General features: G+C 61.4%; 8 protein-coding genes. 3 read left to right on the forward strand and 5 right to left on the reverse strand.

The annotated features are described in order from the left end of the window. Positions 1–8 precede the first annotated feature (8 nt). Positions 9–1,841: an ABC transporter substrate-binding protein gene (locus tag CLU93_RS06475; RefSeq protein WP_257224900.1), complete on the reverse strand. Its 1,833-nt coding sequence runs from the start codon at positions 1,839–1,841 to the stop codon at positions 9–11. Positions 1,842–2,419: 578 nt separating this feature from the next. On the opposite strand from CLU93_RS06475, the gene CLU93_RS06485 reads away from it, so the two are divergent. Together CLU93_RS06485 and CLU93_RS06490 are read left to right on the forward strand one after the other, a co-directional pair. Next, entirely contained in the window at positions 2,420–5,098 is a 2,679-nt protein-coding gene (locus CLU93_RS06485; protein ID WP_099760453.1) for a TonB-dependent receptor, read from the forward strand. 356 nt (positions 5,099–5,454) lie between these two features. Next, positions 5,455–8,301: a TonB-dependent receptor gene (locus CLU93_RS06490; protein ID WP_099760454.1), complete on the forward strand. Its 2,847-nt coding sequence runs from the start codon at positions 5,455–5,457 to the stop codon at positions 8,299–8,301. Between the two features lie 75 nt (positions 8,302–8,376). On the opposite strand, the gene aroG is transcribed toward CLU93_RS06490, so the two are convergent. Then, complete coding sequence (aroG, locus tag CLU93_RS06495; RefSeq protein WP_099760455.1) at positions 8,377–9,441, reverse strand: 3-deoxy-7-phosphoheptulonate synthase AroG; 1,065 nt, start codon at positions 9,439–9,441, stop codon at positions 8,377–8,379. A 499-nt stretch (positions 9,442–9,940) separates the two neighbouring features. On the opposite strand from aroG, the gene CLU93_RS06500 reads away from it, so the two are divergent. Next, on the forward strand, positions 9,941–12,796 hold the full coding sequence (locus CLU93_RS06500) for a TonB-dependent receptor (protein ID WP_099760456.1): 2,856 nt from the start codon (positions 9,941–9,943) through the stop codon (positions 12,794–12,796). Positions 12,797–12,967: 171 nt separating this feature from the next. Here the strand turns inward: CLU93_RS06500 and tldD are convergent, their stop codons facing one another. Genes tldD through CLU93_RS06515 form a run of 3 tightly spaced genes read right to left on the reverse strand, consistent with a single transcriptional unit; the run spans position 12,968 to position 19,483 of the window. Next, positions 12,968–14,428, reverse strand: a complete 1,461-nt coding sequence (gene tldD / locus CLU93_RS06505; protein WP_099760457.1) for a metalloprotease TldD — start codon at positions 14,426–14,428, stop codon at positions 12,968–12,970. 21 nt (positions 14,429–14,449) lie between these two features. After that, positions 14,450–15,250 carry a carbon-nitrogen hydrolase family protein gene (locus CLU93_RS06510; protein ID WP_099760458.1) on the reverse strand — a complete coding sequence of 267 codons (801 nt, stop codon included), beginning with the start codon at positions 15,248–15,250 and terminating at the stop codon, positions 14,450–14,452. Positions 15,251–15,280: 30 nt separating this feature from the next. Beyond that, a complete protein-coding gene (locus CLU93_RS06515) occupies positions 15,281–19,483 on the reverse strand; it encodes a YhdP family protein (protein ID WP_180287819.1) in 4,203 nt (1,400 codons plus the stop codon). Between the last annotated feature and the right edge of the window lie 158 nt (positions 19,484–19,641).

Below are 19,641 nucleotides of genomic sequence, written 5' to 3' on the forward strand. Positions count from 1 at the left end.
AGCGCTGCTTATTTGTTGGCCGGTGCCGCTGGGGCTGGCGCGCCAGTGCTGTCGATATCCATGAAGGCCCATTCCTGGAACAGGATCGGGTGCTTCTTGTAGCCTTGCACCGACTTTTGCGCCAGCATGTTGCGGTAGCGCGCATAGCCGATCAGGGCGCCCGCGTTCACTTCCAGGCGGCGCGCCATCTTGTGGAACAGCTCGTCACGCTCGGGGCTGGCCGGCATGGCCTGGCTGGCCGCGTACCATTTATCGTACTCGGGGTCCTGGTAGCAGCCGTTGTTGTTCTGGTGCGTGTTCGGGCCGTAGAACAGCTGCATGAAGTTGTCGCCGTCCGGATAGTCGGCCAGCCACGGCGCCGTGCGCGTCTGCATCTTGCACTGCTTTTCCGTCTTTAAAATGTCGGAAAAAATCATGCGGTCGTTTTCCATGCGGATGCCCAGCGAGTTGTAGGTCTTGCGCCACATTTCCGCCTGCAGCACGCCGTTGGCCTCATTGCGCGAAGCGTAGCGGATCAGCAGCGGCTTGCCGTCCGGCAAAGTACGCCAGCCATCGGCGCCCTTCTTGTAGCCGAATTTATCCAGCAATTTGTTTGCCAGCACGGGATCGTATTGCAGCAGCGATTTGTAGTGGGGATCGTAGCCGACCACGCCCGGTGGGATCGGATAGTCGAGGCGCTTGGCCTGGCCATTCCAGATGATGCGGATTTCCTCATCGATATTGTGCGCCATGGCAATGGCGCGGCGCAGGGCGATCTTTTCCTTGCTGAAGCCACCGAGGGTCGGATCTTCCATATTCCAGTAGTAATAGCTGATCTCGGGATCGAGCAGGCGCGACAGTTGCACGCCCTTTTCCGCCAGCTCGGGACGCAGCTTGCCGTTGAGCAGCGCCTTCGGCGCCAGCGGGCCGTCGAGCCAGAACACGTCCGTGCCACCGCTCTGGAACGACAGCCAGCGCGACTGGTCTTCGATCATGACGGAAATTTCGATGCGGTCGATGGCGGGAATGCGCTTGCCCTGCATCTGGCGCACGATGCGCTGGTCGTCCGGGTCGTCGCCGGCCATGAAATTCCATGTCTCGGGCAAGTGCTGCGGATTGCGGTTCAGGACGATGCGGTTGCCGCGCGTCCATTCACCGAGCGTGTAATAGCCGGTGCCGACGGGATTCGAGCCTACCTCGCCCTTCACGTCGCCGTATTTGTCCACCACTTCGCGCGCCACTGCGGCCGTCGGCACGTAGGCGAGGATCATGGGAAAGTTGAAATCGGTCTTGGTCAGCGTGATGCGCAGGGTGTACGGGTCGAGGATTTCCAGGCCGGCCACCTTCTTGTTGTAATCGAGCTTGTTCGACTTGGCCGCTTCCTTGGCCAGGTCGTCCAGGCCCACTACCTTGCCTTCGAACAGCCAGCTGTGCGGCGAGGCCAGGCGCGGGTCGAACAATCGCTTCCACGAATACACATAATCGGCCATCGTCAGTTCGCGGCGCTTGCCGCCGAACGCGGCGTCGGGCGTAAACAGGATGCCTTTTTTCAGGCGGATGGTGTAAGTCTTGCCGTCGGCCGACACTTCCGGCATGGCGGCGGCGGCGCCCGGCACGACCTTGACGGGGCGCGCCAGGTAGTCATACGTGTACAGGGTGTCGAAGACGGCCTGCGTGATGTGGTTCGAATACAGGTCGCGCGCGGTAGCCGGATCGAAGCCCGTCTCGGCGGCCGGCAGGATATAGCGCAAGGTTTTTACCGGCGCGCCCGCAGCGGGGGCGGCATCGGCGGCAACGGCCGCCAGCGGCAGGGTGGCCAGGCAGGCGAGCAGCGCCACGCGCCGCATCCATGGTGACTTCATGTATTACCCTTCATCTCGATTATCCGTCGCACCGTATTGGTGCGCCTGTACTGGCTTCCCCCTGGGATACAGGAGTCCACCGCCAAAACCAGTCCATCCTCGCAAGATCTGTGCCTTGTTTGCAGCCGTCTCGACTGCCTGAAAAACGCGTAACGATAACGCAGTTTCCCCCTCACCGACAAAGAGAAATGCAGGGGCCGCCACTCCCGGCCCGCTGCCCGCCCGATTTTGCTGCATTGCACCACACCCGGTTTTCATCGGCAAGGCAAAAACCGATCGGACATCTACGCTGCAGTACAGCATTCAGTGCCGGGGCGCACGCTACGCAGCAAAAAACAGTTTCAGCGGGGAATACACCACCAAACGAGGACACTTTGTTTTAAATCATGATCACTGAATGGACGTCGTTGTTTAAAAACACAAAGTACAACACCCTGTTGACAAAGAGTTTTGTTAATCATTACATTCAATCAATTGAAAAGAGATAAATCATTTCACATTTTCAATATTCTCGGACGTGCTTACCGGCGCGGCCGTTCTTGCCCTTTTAGCCAACCGCTTTATCAGGAGTCTTGAACATGATTAGAGAAATATGCTTGTCCCGCTCCATCCGTTTGATCTGCGCCGGCGGCCTCGCCGCCGGCATCCTCAGCCAGCCGGCACTGGCCCAGGAAACCGGTGAAACGACCGGCATGCAGCGCGTAGAAGTCACCGGTTCCTCCATCAAGCGGCTGGTTTCGGAAACAGCCACCCCTCTCTCCATCTTCAAGGCCGAAGACTTTGCCAAGCAGGGCCTGACGACAGCCCAGGAAGTGCTCAGCAAGATACCCTCGAATTCCTCCAGCATGGGCAGCGGCAATGCCGTCGGCGGCAATACCAGCGGCTTGCCCACGGGCGGCCAGGCCAGCGCCGACTTGCGCGGCCTGGGCGGCGACAAGACCCTGGTGCTGCTCAATGGCCGGCGCATCGCCAACCATCCGTATGACGGTGCCAGCGTCGACCTGAACATCATTCCCATCGCCGCGCTGGAGCGCGTCGAAGTGCTGCGCGACGGCGCCTCGGCCATCTACGGCACGGACGCCATCGGCGGCGTCATCAACTTCATCACCAAGCGCTCGATCAATGTCACCAACATTACCGCCGAAGTCATCGCGCCCGAGCACAAGGGGGCTGGCGAACACCGCATCAACCTGTCGACGGGCTTCGGCAAGCTCGATACGGACGGCTACAATATTTTCGGCGTGGTCGATTACCACAAGCAAAATGTGCTGACCTCGCAAGACCGCGATTTTTCCCAGACCGGCGTCTTTCCCGAGCGGGGCGTGAGCGTGACCAAAGGTACCAGCGGCACCACCTTCCCAGGCAACTATTTTGATGCGGCCGCAGATGGCGGCAAGGGCCTGGCCGGCAATCCTTACGCTGCCGCAGGATGCAGGCCGCCGCTGGCCATCCCCTCCGGGAGTGGCACTTGCCGCCAGGATTACACGCGCCAGATCGACGACCTGCCGGAACAGGAACAAGTCGCCTTCTTCGGCAAGGGCGCCTTCAAGCTGGGCGGCGGCCACCTGGCCACGCTCGAATACTTGCATTCGGAAAACAAGGTGAAGGCGCGCACGGCGCCGCCACCGCAAACGGGCTTGATCTTGCCCAATACCAGCAAATACTATCCGGGCAATGCGGGCGGCGTGCCGGCCCAACCGGGGTTGTCGGGCCAGCCGCTAAGCGTCAACTGGCGCCCCGTGGAAGCAGGCCAGCGGCAGATCGATTCCACCGGCAAGGCGGACCGCCTGGTGCTGGCGCTCGAAGGCGAGCTGGCGGGCTGGGACTACAAGACGGGCCTGAGCCATGCGATCAGCAAGTCGTCCGAGAAATTTACGGGCGGCTACGTGCAGGATGCGGGTTTTGCCGCTGGCGTGCTCAATGGCATCCTGAATCCCTTCGGCGAACAGGATGCGGCCGGCAAGGCTTACCTGGACAGCACCGCCCTGCGCGGCGAAGTACAGAGCGCCAAGGTCACCACCACGGGCTTCGACATCAAGGGCAGCCGCGAACTGATGCAACTGGCCGGCGGCCCGCTGGCTATCGCTCTCGGCGGTGAACTGCGGCGTGAAAAAGCCGACTTCAATGTCAACCGCGATATCGCCAGCCAGGCCACCAGTTCCGGCCTGTCCGGTTCGCTGTCCAAAAGCGGTTCGCGCACCATCCAGGCCGTCTTCGGCGAAGTCAACTTGCCGCTGATCAAGGACCTGGAAGTGCAGCTGGCGGCCCGCTTCGACCATTACAGCGACGTGGGCAGCACCACCAATCCCAAGCTGGCCCTGCGCTACCAGGCCAACAGCGCGCTGGTGCTGCGCGGTTCGGCCAGCACGGGTTTCCGCGCACCGACCTTGTTTGAAAAGAACGCGCCGCCGTCGAAGAACGATACCAATGACTCCTACAACGACCCGATTCTGTGCCCGGGCGGCGTGCCGCAGCCCGGTGCCAATCCCCTGCGCGATTGCGACTTGCAGCAATTTAAGCTGCAAGGCGGGAATGAAAAGCTGAAACCGGAAAAATCCACCACGTTTGCCTTCGGCCTGGTGCTCGAACCGGTCAAGGAAGTCACGGTCGCCATCGATTACTGGAACATCCACCTGAAAGACAAGATTTCCTCGCTGCCAGAGCAATCGATCTATGGCAACTACGAGAGATACAAGGCCTTGTTCCTGCGCAATCCCGACGGCTCGCCTTTCGCCATTCTCGACCTGAACGACAACCTCGGTGAAGTGAAAACCGACGGCATCGACGTCAGCCTGAATGCGCGCCTGGGCCGTGGCGCCTACGGTGATTTCAGCCTGTCGGTCGACGGCACCTGGACCCACAAGTATGACTACCAGAACGAGCGCGGCGGCGAATTCATCGCCAACGTGGGCCGCTATGCGGACAACAATCCCGTCTTCCGCTGGAAGCACACGGCGGCGCTGAACTGGCGCATGGGCAACTGGGGTGCCACCGTGTCGCAATCGTTCAAGTCCGGCTATACGGACCAGAACAATGTTGCCGATCAATACAAGCACGATGTGCCGTCCTACAGCCTGCTTGGCGTGTCGGGCAGTTATGCGTGGAAGGGCTTGTTGCTGACGGCTGGCGTGAAAAACCTGCTGGACAAGGAACCGCCGTTCTCAAACCAGGGCACGATGTTCCAGAAAGGCTATGACCCGCGCTACACGGATCCGATCGGGCGCGCGTATTACCTGCGCGGCAGCTATACGTTTTAAGGGGAATTTTCAGGTCGATGGATAAAACAGGCAGCGCTGGCAACAGCGTGCCAGCAACAGAAAAGCGGCGCCGTCAGCGATGATGTGCGCCGTTTTATTTTACCCATCTGAGCACGGCTGACAAGGGTTCACGATACTTTATTACTGAAGGATTATAAAAAAAACAGGAAAATGTTGCATTTCATCCAAAAAGTCCGCACGAAATTGACAATCTGAATCGTGAATGTTTTGATGAGGACCCTGAAAATTTACAGAATTTTCATTGGTGGATTTTGAAATAAACAAATAAATTGCTAGCAGACAACAAGTTATTTCAAAATAAATGCCATCTTTATCACAATACCAAGGAATTTCAGATGATGATAGAAAATGTAATGTCGCGCTCCTTGCGCCTGATGTTTGCTGGCGGCATGGCCCTGAGCATGCATGCCGCGTATGCGCAAGAAACAACAGATGGCACCATGCAGCGCGTGGAAGTCACCGGTTCTAGCATCAAGCGCATCGCTTCCGAAGCATCGCTGCCGGTGCAGACGTTCAATCAAAAAGATATCAAGAAAACGGGCGTCACCACGGTCACCGATTTCATCCAGCAAATCCCGGCGATGCAGGGCTTCTCCGTGGCTGCCGATTCGGTGGGCGGCGGCGGCGGTGGCGTCACCACGGCCTCGATCCACGATATTGGCGCAGCCTACACGCTGGTGCTGCTGAACGGCCGCCGTCTTGCGCCATCCAATTCAGGCACCACCATCGACCTCAATTCCATTCCACTGGCCGCCATCGAGCGCGTGGAAGTGCTGACGGACGGCGCCTCGGCCCTGTATGGCGCCGACGCCATCGCCGGCGTGGTCAACTTCATCCTGAAAAAAGGCACATCGCCGCTGGAAATCAATGCCAAGTATTCGCGTCCTGAAGAAAAAGGCGGCGCCAGCAACTCGATTTCGATCAGCAAGGGCTTCGGCGACATCGATGAAGACGGCTACAGCATCTTCGTGTCGGCCAGCCATGACGAACAAAAGTCGCTGAAAGCCTCGCAGCGCAGCTTCGCGAAAAGCGGCATCATCAATTTCAACGATCCGAAGACCGGCAAGGCACTGCAATTCATCAACGGTTCCTCGCGCTCGGCGCCGGCCAATGCCAGCGTCAACTACAACCGTACCGATGCGAACGGCAATGTGGTGATCAATCCAGAAACGAACAAGCCGTTTGTCGACAGCGTCAACCTGGCCAATCCGTATGCAATGGCCAATGGCGGCAAGTGCGCGCCTGGCAATATGGACTTCTACGGCGACGGCAACTGCTATTTCGACTCGCCGTCGACCATTGAAATCAATCCGGAATCGAAGCGCGACTCGCTGTTCAGCTCGGGTAGCGTCAAGCTGGGCAAGACCGGCTGGCAGGGCTTCTATGACTTCGCCTACACCGAAGCGAGCATCAAGGCCAGCATCGCGCCTTACCCGGCCGATTTCTCCATTTCCCCGACTTCGCCACTGTTCAGCAAGTACCTGGCCTCGCAATTGACCCCGACGCAACTGGCCAATGCCGTGAGCGGCGTCGCCAAATACCGCCTGTCGGAAATGGGCAACCGCGTGTACGACTACGGCACCAAGGCCACCCACCTCGTCGGTGGCGTGGAAGGCAGTGCATTCGGCTGGGATGTCAACACGGCCGTGACGTACTCGAAAAACAAGCAAACACAAGACTACGTCAGCGGCTTCCCGCTGTCCGACAAGTTCGACGCGCAAATCGCCGCCGGCAATATCGACCCGTTCGCCTACCCTGTGGGCACCATGCCGGACGCCATGCGCCAGGCATTGATGGGCACCGGTTTCAGCGGCACCTACAACACGCAAACCGTGGAAATGAAAGGCGTCGATGGCCGCGCTTCGCGTCCCGTGTTCTCGCTGCCAGGCGGCACCGCCATGCTGGGCGTGGGCGCCGATTACCGCAATACCTCGTACAAGGTGCAACAGGCGGACGTCGCCAAACAGGCGCAGATCCTGTTTGACAATGCGCAAGTCGACAGCGAATACGCACGCGACAATGCGGGTGCCTATGCCGAACTGATGCTGCCGATTTCGAAAAAACTGGAAGTGACCGGTTCGCTGCGTTATGACCAGATCAGCGCCATCGACGACAAGCTGACGGGCAAGACGGTAGGCAAGAAAGAAAACGCCACCACCTGGAAAATCAGCGGCAAATACTCGGCGACCAAGAACCTGATGTTCCGCGCCGCCGCCGGCACCGGCTTCCGCGCCGCCAGCATGCAGGAAATCGCCGGTCCGCTGGAAGACTGGGGCGTCACGGGCGGTAACTACCAATGCCCATTGACGGCAGCGAACGGCATGGGCGGCCATCCGCTGGCCGGCTACTGCAGCGGCGTGGGACGCCAGCAGTTCGAAGCCTTCCAGGGCGGCAATCCGGAATTGAAACCGGAAACGTCGAAGCAATGGAGCATCGGCACCGTGTTCGAGCCGATCGACAGCCTGTCGATGTCGTTCGACCTGTGGAACGTGCAGATCAACGACCAGGTGACCTCGGTCTCCGAAGGCTTGATCTTCAACAATCCAGCCAAGTACGCCAACCTGTTCACCACCAAGCACATTACTTCGACGGGCCTCGACGTACTGGCCGTCAAACTGCTGCCTATCAACATCGGCAAAGTGGAAAACCGCGGTATCGACTACGACTTCACCCACAAGATGAAGCTGCTGGACGGCCGCCTGACGAGCCGACTGATGGGTACCTACCTGCTGCGCTCGCGCTACACGACGCCAGGCACCAATGATCAATGGGAAACCAGCCTGAATCGCTACGGTTCGAACGACAAGGTCAGCTTCCGCAACATCATCCGCGCCACCAGCACGTATGAGACGGCCAAGTTCACGCATACGCTGAGCGCCAGCTACCGCAATGGCTATACGGACAAGGAACAGACGGCTGACGATTGCGCCGTGATCGTGGCCGGCAGCCCTGGCGAATGCTATGGCGTCCAGCTGGAAGTGCCGAGCTACACCACCTTCGACTTCCAGACAGCTTACCGTCCGCTGAAGAACGTGGAAATCACGGGCGGCATCCTGAACCTGTTCGACCGCAATCCGCCGTTCACCTTGCGTAACACGGGTTCGCATCAAGTGGGCTACAACCCATCGTACTCGAGCGCCCTGGGCCGCCAGTTCTACCTGAGCGGTTCCTACAAGTTCTAAGCTCAGCGTGAGCTGAAAACTGAAAAGCCCGGAAAGCTTTAGCTTTCCGGGCTTTTTTTCATGCTGCGCGCCACCTTATTCCGCGTCGCCCTGCAGACGGCGCAGCTTGACGGCCGCCGCCAGGTTTTCCAGCACGGCCACGCTGGCGCTCCAGTCGATGCAGCCATCCGTGACGGATTGGCCATAGATCAATTCCTTGCCCGGGATCAAATCCTGGCGTCCTGCCACCAGGTGCGATTCCACCATCACGCCGACGATGCGGCTGTCGCCGCCGGCCACCTGGCTGGCGATGTCGGCACACACGGGGATCTGGTTTTCCGGTTTCTTCGAGCTGTTCGCATGCGAGGCGTCGATCATCAGGCGCGCCGCCAGGCCTTGCGCGGCGATGGCCTTGCAAGCCTCGTCCACGCTGGCCGCGTCATAGTTCGGGGTCTTCCCGCCGCGCAGAATGATGTGGCAATCCTCATTGCCGTTGGTCGAGACGATGGCCGAGTGGCCGCCCTTCGTGACGGAGAGAAAATGGTGCGGCTGCGAGGCGGCCTTGATGGCTTCCACGGCGATTTTTACATTGCCGTCCGTGCCATTCTTGAAGCCGACCGGGCACGACAGTCCCGAGGCCAGCTCGCGGTGCACCTGCGACTCCGTGGTGCGCGCGCCGATGGCGCCCCAACTGATCAGGTCGGCGATGTATTGCGGGCTGATGACGTCGAGGAATTCCGTGCCAGCCGGCAAGCCCAGCTCATTGATATCACGCAACAGTTCGCGCGCCATGCGCAAGCCGTCGTTGATGCGGAAGCTGTTGTCCATGTACGGGTCGTTGATCAGCCCCTTCCAGCCCACCGTCGTGCGCGGCTTTTCGAAGTAGACGCGCATGACGATTTCCAGTTCGCCGGCGAAACGCGCACGCTCCTTGACCAGCAGGCGCGCATATTCCATCGCCGCCTTGGTGTCGTGGATGGAGCACGGCCCGATCACCACCATCAGGCGGTCATCCTGGCCGTGCAGGATGCGGTGCAGGGCGATACGGGCGCTGGCAGCGGTCTGTTCGGCTTGCTCCGAGCAGGCGAATTCGCGGATCAGGTGGGACGGCGGGGTCAATTCCTTCATTTCGCGAATGCGCAAATCATCGGTGCGGGGCATCATTTTCTCCAAAATTTAAGGAAGGGTAAAACATCTGGGTAAAAAAAAACCGCCATCAGTGGCGGTTTTTTAGAATTTGCTGGGATCTCGTTTTTTGCTGCTACGTGAACCGACCGCTACTCCACCGCCTTTGGGTTGGAATTGCTAAAGTAAAAATAAGCGGTAAAAAAGTGGCGAGAGAACATGCGAGTCATCCATAAGTGATGAACGACTATAAACCTAAATTGCAAGGGTTGGCAAGCATATTTGTCGGCAAAGCCGCATGCCGCTGCCGTTTTACACGGCAAAGTGCGTAAAAAAGCATAAAAAGTTGCGCGCCGTGAGACCGGTATGGTCAGTCCAGTGCTGAGTCCGTCGTGGCGCGCACACCACACAACGCCCATTGCCGCGACGGCAAGCGACACACTACTGATCAAGATCTAATCCCGGGCAGACCGGACGGACAAGACTCAAGGACGCATCGGCGACCTTTGATTGCCTGACCTTTCCGGAGAACACAATGAGCCCTACCCCCTTGCTTCAGCCCGCTGCCTTTTCGCCACCACGCCTGGGCCTGGCACTGGCCAGCGCACTGCTGAGTCTACCCGTCCTGGCACAGGACAATGCAGCACCCGCACCCCTGCAGCGCGTGGAAATCACCGGCTCGAACATCCGCCGCGCCCAGGCTGAAACAGCGTCGGCCGTGCAAACCCTGAGCGCGGCCGACATTGAAAAATCGGGCAAGGCCAGCGTGGCCGAACTGCTACAAACCCTGGCCGTCGATAACCAGGGTTCCGTGCCCACCACCTTCGGCAACGGCTTCGCCAGCGGTGCTTCAGGCATTTCGCTGCGCGGCCTGGGTACGGCCTCGACGCTGGTGCTGCTGAACGGGCGCCGCGTGGCGCCCTACGGCCTGGCCGACGATGGCCAGAAGGTGTTCGCCGACCTGAACATCATCCCCCTGGAAGCGGTGGAGCGCGTGGAAATCCTCAAGGATGGCGCCTCGGCCATCTATGGTTCCGACGCCATCGCCGGCGTGGTCAACGTCATCCTGCGGCGCGACTACCAAGGCACGGCCATCAAGGGCAATTACGGCAAGACGAAGGACTGGGACGGGCGCGACGCGCGCGCCACCATCACACACGGCTTCGGCGACATCGACACGGACCGCTACAACGTGCTGCTGAACCTGGAATACAGCGAAAAAGGGGCCATCTGGAACCGCGACCGGGCCGGACGCGGCGCCGTCGGCCGCAGCGACTTGCGCGACCTGGGCTTCAGCGCTCAGGAAGCACTAGGCGGCACGGGCGCCATCACCACCAATAACGCGGCCGGCAGCGCCATCAACGGCAATGTGCGCAACCCTGATACGCTCGATTACTACAACCGGGGCAACCTGGCCGGCGCGGGTTTTACGCGCACCTTCCCCGGTGCCGCCTGCGGCAACTTCACGCATCACCCGCAGGGCGACCCGGGCGGCGGTTGCCTCATTGACGCGGCACAACAATACGGGCAAATCCAACCCAGCCAAAAACACATCAATTTCTTCGGCCGCGGCGCCCGGCAATTGACGCCGGAACTGCAAACCTATGCCGAGCTGAATGTTTACCATAGCGCTTCCACAGCGGCCACGACGCCGGCAGGCATCAATGGAACGATCATTTATCCTGGTGGCCCCATCAGTACTGCCAGCGTGTCACTCGGTGCAGACCATCCTGACAACCCGTACTTCGGGCGCACCGCGCGTCTGCGCTACCTGGCGGCCGATGTCGGCCCCCGTATTTCTGACGTCGACTCAACCTTTATCCGCTTCGCCGCCGGCATCAAGGGCACGCTGGCGGGCTGGAATATCGACAGCGCCCTGCTTTATTCGCGCAACAAGGTATCGAACGAAAGCAGCGGCTATCTGCAACGCGACGTGACTTTCGCCCTGCTCAACCCCAGTGCCGCCAACGTGGCGGCAGCCAGTGCCAACCCGGCGTATGCCGCCCTGCCTCCCGGTAGCGTGTGGCGCATCGCAGAAAATGCCGGCCTCAATTCCGCCGCGCTGTATGCCGCCCTGTCACCGCGCATTTCCAGTGCAGGCAAGACGCACATCGCGCAAATCGATTTCAAGGCCAGCCGCGATATTGGCAAGCTCGATGGAGGAGGGCTCGGCGTGGCTGTGGGGGCCGAGTTCCGCCACGAATCGACCGAACTCCAGCCCACCACCGGTACCGAACGTGGCAACATCATCGGTTTGGGCTACTCCGCTTACAAGGGCAGCCGCAACGCTACAGCCTTGTATGCCGAAGTGCTGGCACCCGTGCTGAAAAGCGTGGAACTGTCGGGCGCCCTGCGCGCTGACCATTTCACCGATGTCGGCAATTCCTATACGCCGAAGGTGGGCGTGAAATGGACGCCGATACGCGAACTGGCCATGCGCAGCACCTTCGCCCGGGGTTTCCGGGCACCCAATGCAGCAGAAAATGGCGTCGGCGGCCTCGCGGCGTTTTCTGTTGGCACCGATCCTGTCCGCTGCGCACTGGGCGTCGAAGCAGCATGCGACCCCAGCAACATCGCTGTCATTACCAAAAGCAACCCGAACCTCTCGCCCGAACGTTCAAAGAGCTATTCCATCGGCGCCATCTGGGATCCATTGCCACGGACAAGCATGTCGTTCGACCTGTGGGAAATCCGGCGCAAGAATGAAATCAACCAGGAACAGACCGATATGGCCATACTCGCCGGCCATGTGGCACGCGACCCCTCCACGGCGACCGGCATTCCTGGTGATCCGGGCGCCATCACGGCCGTCCTCGGCAGCTATGTCAATTCCGCACAAACGACGGTGCGCGGTATCGATATCGACGCCCGCCAGCGCTTCAATCTGGGCAGCGGCTATGGCAACCTGGTGTTCGACCTGAAGTGGACGCATCTGTACAAATGGCTGCGCACGGAACAGGACGGCACGCGGCGCGATTTTGCCGGTACGCATGGCAATTGCGACATATCAAACTGCATGGGCACGCCGGCTGACCGCATCAACCTGGGAGCGACCTGGGAACGCCAGAACTGGCGAGTCAGCGCCAACGTCAACTACCGCGCCCACCTCGACAATGTATTGTTCAAGCATGACCCGGACGGCTGCGCCACGCACTTTGCCGACGGCACGGACGCGCCGCGCGGCTGCCGCATCGCCTCGTTCACGACGGTGGACCTGACGGCCCGCTGGCTGGCCACGCCCAAACTGGAAGTGTTTGCAACGGTGCAAAACCTGTTCGACAAGATCGCCCCGCTCGATCCGCTCACGTATGGCGCCACGGGCTACAACCCGCTCGACTACGCGGGAGCGGCAGGACGCTTTATCAGTGCGGGGGTGAAGTACAAGTTCTGAGAAATCCAGCAACCGTGTTGGCACGGCCGGTGGTGTTGGCGTGATGGTGGTGTCGGGTTACGCGCTTTGCGCTAACCCGACCTACGCGCGCGCCATGTCAGAAAAAAGTAGGTCGGATTAGCCCGGAGGGCGTAATCCGACAACCTTGTTGGCCGCGCAGTATCCAAAAAATCAGGCTGTGCCGCCGACGGTAATGCCATCGAGGCGCAGGGTTGGCTGCCCCACGCCCACGGGCACGCTCTGCCCCTCCTTGCCGCACACGCCCACGCCCGAATCGAGGCGCATGTCGTTGCCGATCATGGAGACGCGATTGAGCACGTCCGGACCATTGCCGATCAGGGTCGCCCCTTTGACCGGATAGCTGAGCTTGCCGTTTTCGATCATGTACGCTTCGCTGGCCGAGAAGACAAACTTGCCGTTGGTAATGTCGACCTGACCGCCGCCAAAATTGACGGCATACAAACCATTTTTCACGGAAGCGAGGATTTCACCCGGGTCCTTGTCGCCGCCCAGCATATACGTGTTCGTCATGCGCGGCATGGGCAGGTGGGCGAACGATTCGCGGCGCGCATTGCCCGTCACGGGCATCTTCATCAGGCGCGCATTCATCGTGTCCTGGATGTAACCTTTCAGGATGCCATCCTCGATCAGGGTCGTGCACTGCGTCGGGTTGCCCTCGTCGTCGATATTCAGGGAGCCGCGCCGGCCAGCCAGGGTGCCGTCGTCGACCACCGTGACGCCCTTGGCCGCCACGCGCTCGCCGATGCATCCGGAAAACGCGGACGAACCCTTGCGGTTGAAATCGCCTTCCAGGCCATGGCCAATCGCCTCGTGCAACAGGATGCCGGGCCAGCCCGGTCCCAGCACGATGGTCATGGGGCCGGCGGGCGCGGGGCGCGCTTCCAGGTTCACCAGGGCCGAGTTGACGGCGTCTGCCGCGTATTGTTCCAGCACGGCATCACTGAAATAGTCATAGCTGTAACGCCCGCCGCCACCAGCCGAGCCCGTTTCGCGGCGGCCATTCTGTTCCGCGATGACGGTCAGCGAGACGCGCACCAGCGGGCGGATGTCGGCCGCCAGCACGCCGTCGCTGCGCAGCACCAGCACCACGTCGTACTCGCCGGCCAGGCCCGCCATCACCTGCACGACTCTGGGGTCTTTCGCCCGCGCCATTTTTTCCACGCGCTCAAGCAATTGCACCTTGGCCGTGGCGTCCAGCGAGGCGAGCGGGTCGTTGGGCAGGTACAGCGAACGCCCACCCTGCGCAAGCATCTGGCCCGCGATCTTGACTCTGCCGGCGCCCGCGCGCGCGATGGTACGCGTGGCCGCTGCCGCCTCCAGCAAGGCCCGCTCGGAAATATCGTCGGAATACGCAAAGGCCGTCTTGTCGCCGGACACGGCGCGCACGCCCACACCCTGGTCGATGGAAAAACTGCCCGTCTTGACGATGCCCTCTTCCAGGCTCCAGCCTTCGCTCCTGGTCGACTGGAAATACAGGTCGGCATAGTCGACCTTGTGCGTAAACATCGTGCCCAGGGCTTTGAGTAGCTTGTCTTCGTCCAGGCCGAACGGCGTGAGCAGGATCTCGCGCGCCACGGCCAGGCTGGACAGATTGGGTTCAAATGGCTTCATAACTCTTTCTCACAATTCAATTCACATCGTCCGATGCGCGAGCGCTGGCAAGGATTCGCGCACGCCAGCCAAAAACAGCAGGTCGATCTCGCCGCTGACCACGCCCTCGCCTTCGGGCAACACGGCTTTCACTTCGCCCCACGGGTCGATCAGCATGCTGTGGCCCCAGGTGCGCCGGCCGTTCGGATGCAAGCCGCCCTGCGCCGAGGCCAGCACATAGCACTGGTTTTCGATGGCGCGCGCGCGCAACAGCACTTCCCAGTGGGCGCTGCCCGTCGTATAGGTAAATGCGGCCGGCACGACGATCAGCGCGCAATCGCCCATGGCCCGGTACAGCTCGGGAAAGCGCAGGTCATAGCAGATGGACAGGCCGACCCGGCCGAACGGCGTCTCGATCGCGCGCACTTGCGCGCCGGGCACGATGGTGCGCGATTCATTGTACGACTCGGTGCCGCGCGTAAAACCGAACAGGTGGATCTTGTCGTAGCGGCCGGCCGGCTCGCCCTGCGGGTCGTACACCAGCGTGGTGTTCAAGACTTTGCCCTCCTCGCCGGAGATCAGGGGCAAGGTGCCACCGATCAGCCAGATGCCGTGCTGGCGCGCCATCTGCGCCATGCCATCCTGGATCGGTCCGCTACCGGGCTGTTCCGCATGGGCCAGCTTGTCCGTTTCCTGCTGGCCCATGATGGCCCAGTATTCGGGCAACACCACCAGTTGCGCGCCAGCGGCGGCAGCCTGCGCCACCAGGCGTCGCGCCGTGGCCAGGTTGTCTGCCACGGACGGCGAAGAAATCATTTGTACTGCTGCGACTGTATGCATCATTGCCACCTCTTCTCCATTCGAACGCCTCGCCTATTTCGCCACCGCCTCCCCGCTTGCGGCGGCAGGCACGGCGACAGGCTCCAATTTACCACCATCGAGCTTGGTCACGACGGGCGACTTCCACGGGCCGGCAATCTGCATGTGATAGGTGAGCGCCTTCATCACGGGGGCACGCAGGAACAATTGCGCCAGGAAACTACCCAGGCCGATAACGGGGTTGACGGCCAGCGCATACACGAGCGGCCCCGTGCCCAGGTTAAATTCGGGGATCACCACCACGTGCAAATTCGTCGTTTCATTGGCGATGTCGGCCTTGCCATCCATCAGCACGGTGGCCGCCACGCCGTGCATCTTGAGGTTGTCGGTGCTCACCACGCCCCGCTTGATGCTGGCGTTGGCCGTGATGCCGTCGAAGGCCAGCCCTTCGGAAAACACATCGTGGAAATCGAGTTTCAGCAAACGGGGCAAGGCTTGCAGGCTGAGCACGCCCAACAGCTTGGCCGCGCCCGGATCCTGCTTGAGGAACTGGCCCGACTCCACATTCATCTCGATCTGCCCCGACAGGGTGGGAATGTCGAGCGAATACGGCAAGCCGTTCCAGGCGATGTCGCCGCTCAGGCGCCCCTTGCCGCGACGCACCGTGTCGGCAAAACCGAAGCGGTCGAGCAACTTGCCCGCATCGACGATATCGAGGCCGAAACGCAGGCTGGTCGTGCTTTGCCCATCCTTGATGACCCATTTGCCATTGCCGCTCAGCGCGCCATCAGCGTTCGATAGTTGCAGCTTGCCCACGCGCCACTCGCGCCCGCCCGCCGCCATGGTGTTATAGGCCTGCAACTCCAGCCGGCCGATCTTCTTGTTGAACAGTTCAAATTGCTCGGCGATGATATCGAGCGACGGAATCGACTGGGCGCCGCTCTTGCCTTCCAGTAAGCTCTTCACATCGTTGGCGGCCGATTCCGGAATGATCAGCGACGACAGGCGCGCCGTCATCTTGCCCAGGCCGGAAGGCGTTTCCAGCCACGTCACATAGCCCGACACTTGTTTCGCGTCAATATTGGCTTGCCACACATCCTTTTGATGCGTGGCGCCCACCACCACGTTTTCCAGCTTGCGCTCGCCCAGCATCAGTTCGCTGGCGCGCGCCGCCATCATGTCCGGCACCACATATTGCGCGATGTCGGGTGCGTCGTCGGCGTTGCCACCGGCCTCGGCCGGCGCCGTGGCGTTGCCGGCGATTTCACCGCCGACAGCGATCCAGCTGTCCACGTCCAGGGTTTTCATATTCACGTTGAGCATCATGCCGCTGTCCGGTTCCGGCGCCGGCACGTTCACGCCGATGCCGCCGCGCACCAGGCGCCAGGCATCCTTGCCCTGCTTCTGGCGCTGGTAGCGCGCGGCGATGCCAGAGCCCAGCGCGATGCGGATGTCGTCCGTGCGCAGGCCTGCCGCATTGGCCGCGTTGCCCGTCAGGGTGAATTTCACGGGCAGGCTGTCGCCGGCCGCCTTTTTCAGGGGCGCGGGGAAATCCAGGCCCAGGCCCGTCAGCGGCGACTCGACATTGACCACCACCTGGTGGTCGCGCGCCGTGATCAGGCCGCTGTAGCGCGCGCCGCCGTTCAAATGTTTCGCCAGGCGCTGCAACACGGGCGCCGGATACGTCTTGCGCAAGCCGTCGATGGTCATGTTGCCGGCAATTTTCACCTGGATGGAATTGTCCGCTTGCGAGCCGCCCGAGATGGCCAGCGGCCCGCCCAGCAGGCTGCCATTCAAGCCATTCAGGTTGACGCCCTTCTCGTTGAATTCGATCTTGCCCTGCGTGCCCAGCACGGGCGGCATGTCGTGGAACAGCACCACGTCGTTGCCCCCCAGCTGCAAGCTGCCCTGCACTGTCGCCTCGCGCATGCGCTCGATCGGCAAGTGCAATTTGAGGGCCAGCCTGGCGTTGCCCGTCGCCGTCGTTTCATCCGTGAAATGCTCGATCCAGCCCAGCACGGGGCTGGCCGTCACGTACTTGAGGAATTCCTGCATCGGGCCGGCCGCATTGCCCTCGATATCGAGCAAGGTGTCGAACACGGTCAGGTCGGGGATCACGGCTTTGACATTCGTCAAAGCCACGCCGCCCGTGGTGGCCGTGTCGCCGCGAATTTCCATGCGCGCACGCTCGAAAACAAAGCTGCCCTTGATTTTTTCCGCCTGCGGCCACAACGGCGCCTTGCCCGCCAGCGGGCCGTTTTCCGCCAATTCGCCCGGCGCATAATTGAGGATGCCATTCTCGAGCTTGCCGGCCACGCGGAAGTCGCCGCGATTGCGCTGGGCGGCATTGCGCTGGGCGGGCGTGTCGGCCTTGAAGGGGAAATGCTCGAGTTCGCCGCGCAGGCGCAGGCTGACATCGCGCGCCACGCCGCCTTCCAGCGCGCCCGTCAGCCAGTGGCGCAGGTGCTCGGGCGTTTGCAGCGGCAGATAGCGGCCGATGGTGTTGATCTGGAAATTGTCGATCGTGCCCGTCAAGTCGACCTGGCCCAGGTTCTTGCCGTCGAGCGGCATGCGGTGCGTGCCCTGCAGGGCGACGCGCAAGCCTTGCTGATCGAAGTCCAGCTTGTCCAGCCCGACTTGCAGCATATTGCCCGCTTCAAAGGTCCAGCGCGCCTGCATGGCGAATTGTTCGAACGGCAAGGCCGGCTCGCTCAGGTAGGTGGGGAACTGCAACACCAAATCCTGCGCATCGATGGCAATGCTGCCGCCCTTGTCATTGGCGTCGATGCTGCCGGTCAAGTGGTCGAAGCCGGGAATGGCCGGTGCTGCCGCCTGCGCAGGGCTGCTCGCCGTCTTCGCCACGGCCAGGCGCGCCGGCTGCGCATTCAGGCCCAGATCGATGAGCTTGCCGCGCAAGCGGTAACTGGCGGGCGTGGCCATCTCGCCTTCCCATTGCGCTGAAAAATCCTGCAAACGCCCGCGCGGCGCCAGGGCGTCGAGGCGCTGGCGCTGCTGCTCGCCCAGCGGCAGCTTGTCGGCCAGCGCGGCCAGGGTGTGCAAATCAAGCGACTTGGCCGTGATTTCCGTGCGCGCCGGCTTGCGTTTGGTGGCAGCGATGTAGCGTTCGGACAAGGTCGTGGGCGGCAGGCTGAGGCCATCGCGCGTTTCCACCGCGAAATTCGTCAACTCCACCTGGTGCCCATTCGCGCCGAAGGTGGGTTTGCCGTCCGGCACCTGCGCCGACAGCTCTTCCTTTGCCGAAATGCGCCCGCTGACCGACAGCAAGTCGAGCGGCGCGATATGCTCGCCCAGCTGCGCCTGCACATCCGTCAGACCCACATCGGCCGTGAAGCCGGCCAGGCGCGCGTGATCCAGGCTCAGCCAGGCGCGCAGGGCGCCCTTGCCCTGGCTTAATTCAAACGGGTAGTCGAGATAGCGGCGCCAGGCGGCCAGGTCGGCGTTTTTCAGGTCGGCGTACAACTCGCCCTTCCACATCGACACATCCGAGATGCGCGTGCTGAAAGGGGGATGGCTGAAGTGAGCGCGCACATCGATGGGCGCGGCCAGACTGGCAGGCGGGGTGGCCTGCAAGCCCAGCCGGTGGCTGCGCCAGTGGTTGCGCAGCAGCAAGTTGACCTGGCTTAAAGCCAGCTCCGGCGTGCCGCGCGCTTCGTCGGTCCAGCGCACCTTGCCGTCGCGAATGATGATCTCATGCTGCGACAGCAGCCAGTCGGCACCCTTGCCATCGCTGCCTTGCGTACTGTCGACCAGCACGCCTGCCACATACAGCTTGCCATCCTTGCTGCGCCGTACGTCCAGGTCGGGCCGCGTGATTTCCAGCGTATCGAAGCGCACGGAACCGAGCACGCTCCACCACGACACGGTGGCCGAGATGCTCGGCAGGCTCAGCGCCTGGCGGCCCGTCTTGTCGCGCAGGCTCACGTCGCCGAGGAAGAGATTCGGCCGCACGCCATGCCAGGAGGCATAAATACGCGCGATACTGACAGGGTTGCCCAGCGCGCGACTGGCCGCCTGCTCGATATCGCCCTTGTAGTAATCGATATTCGGCAAGATGGCGTAGCGCAGGAACAAAAACAGCACGGCGAAGGCGAAATACGCCAGCAGCACCAGTTTGATGGTAAAACCCAACACATGGTGGGTGGCCAGATTGGCCATGCGATAGGCGGCACGCAGCCGCTGCCAGCGCAGGGCCAATGGCACATGTTCTGTCACGCTTGCTTCTGGCGGTTTTTGCATCAATAAGCTAATAAACTGGCCCGGCGTCAAATAATGGCAAAAATCGTCTGCATTCGTGGTGCGCGCCTGCATCCTTGCGCTTGCTTCTGAGCAAAGCCTCCCTTACCATCGTCCGGAAGAGCATGCACTGCCGGCGGCATTCGCGCCAGCGGCACAAT

It is taken from the genome of Janthinobacterium sp. 35 (assembly GCF_002754575.1).
Lineage (GTDB): Bacteria > Pseudomonadota > Gammaproteobacteria > Burkholderiales > Burkholderiaceae_D > Janthinobacterium > Janthinobacterium tructae.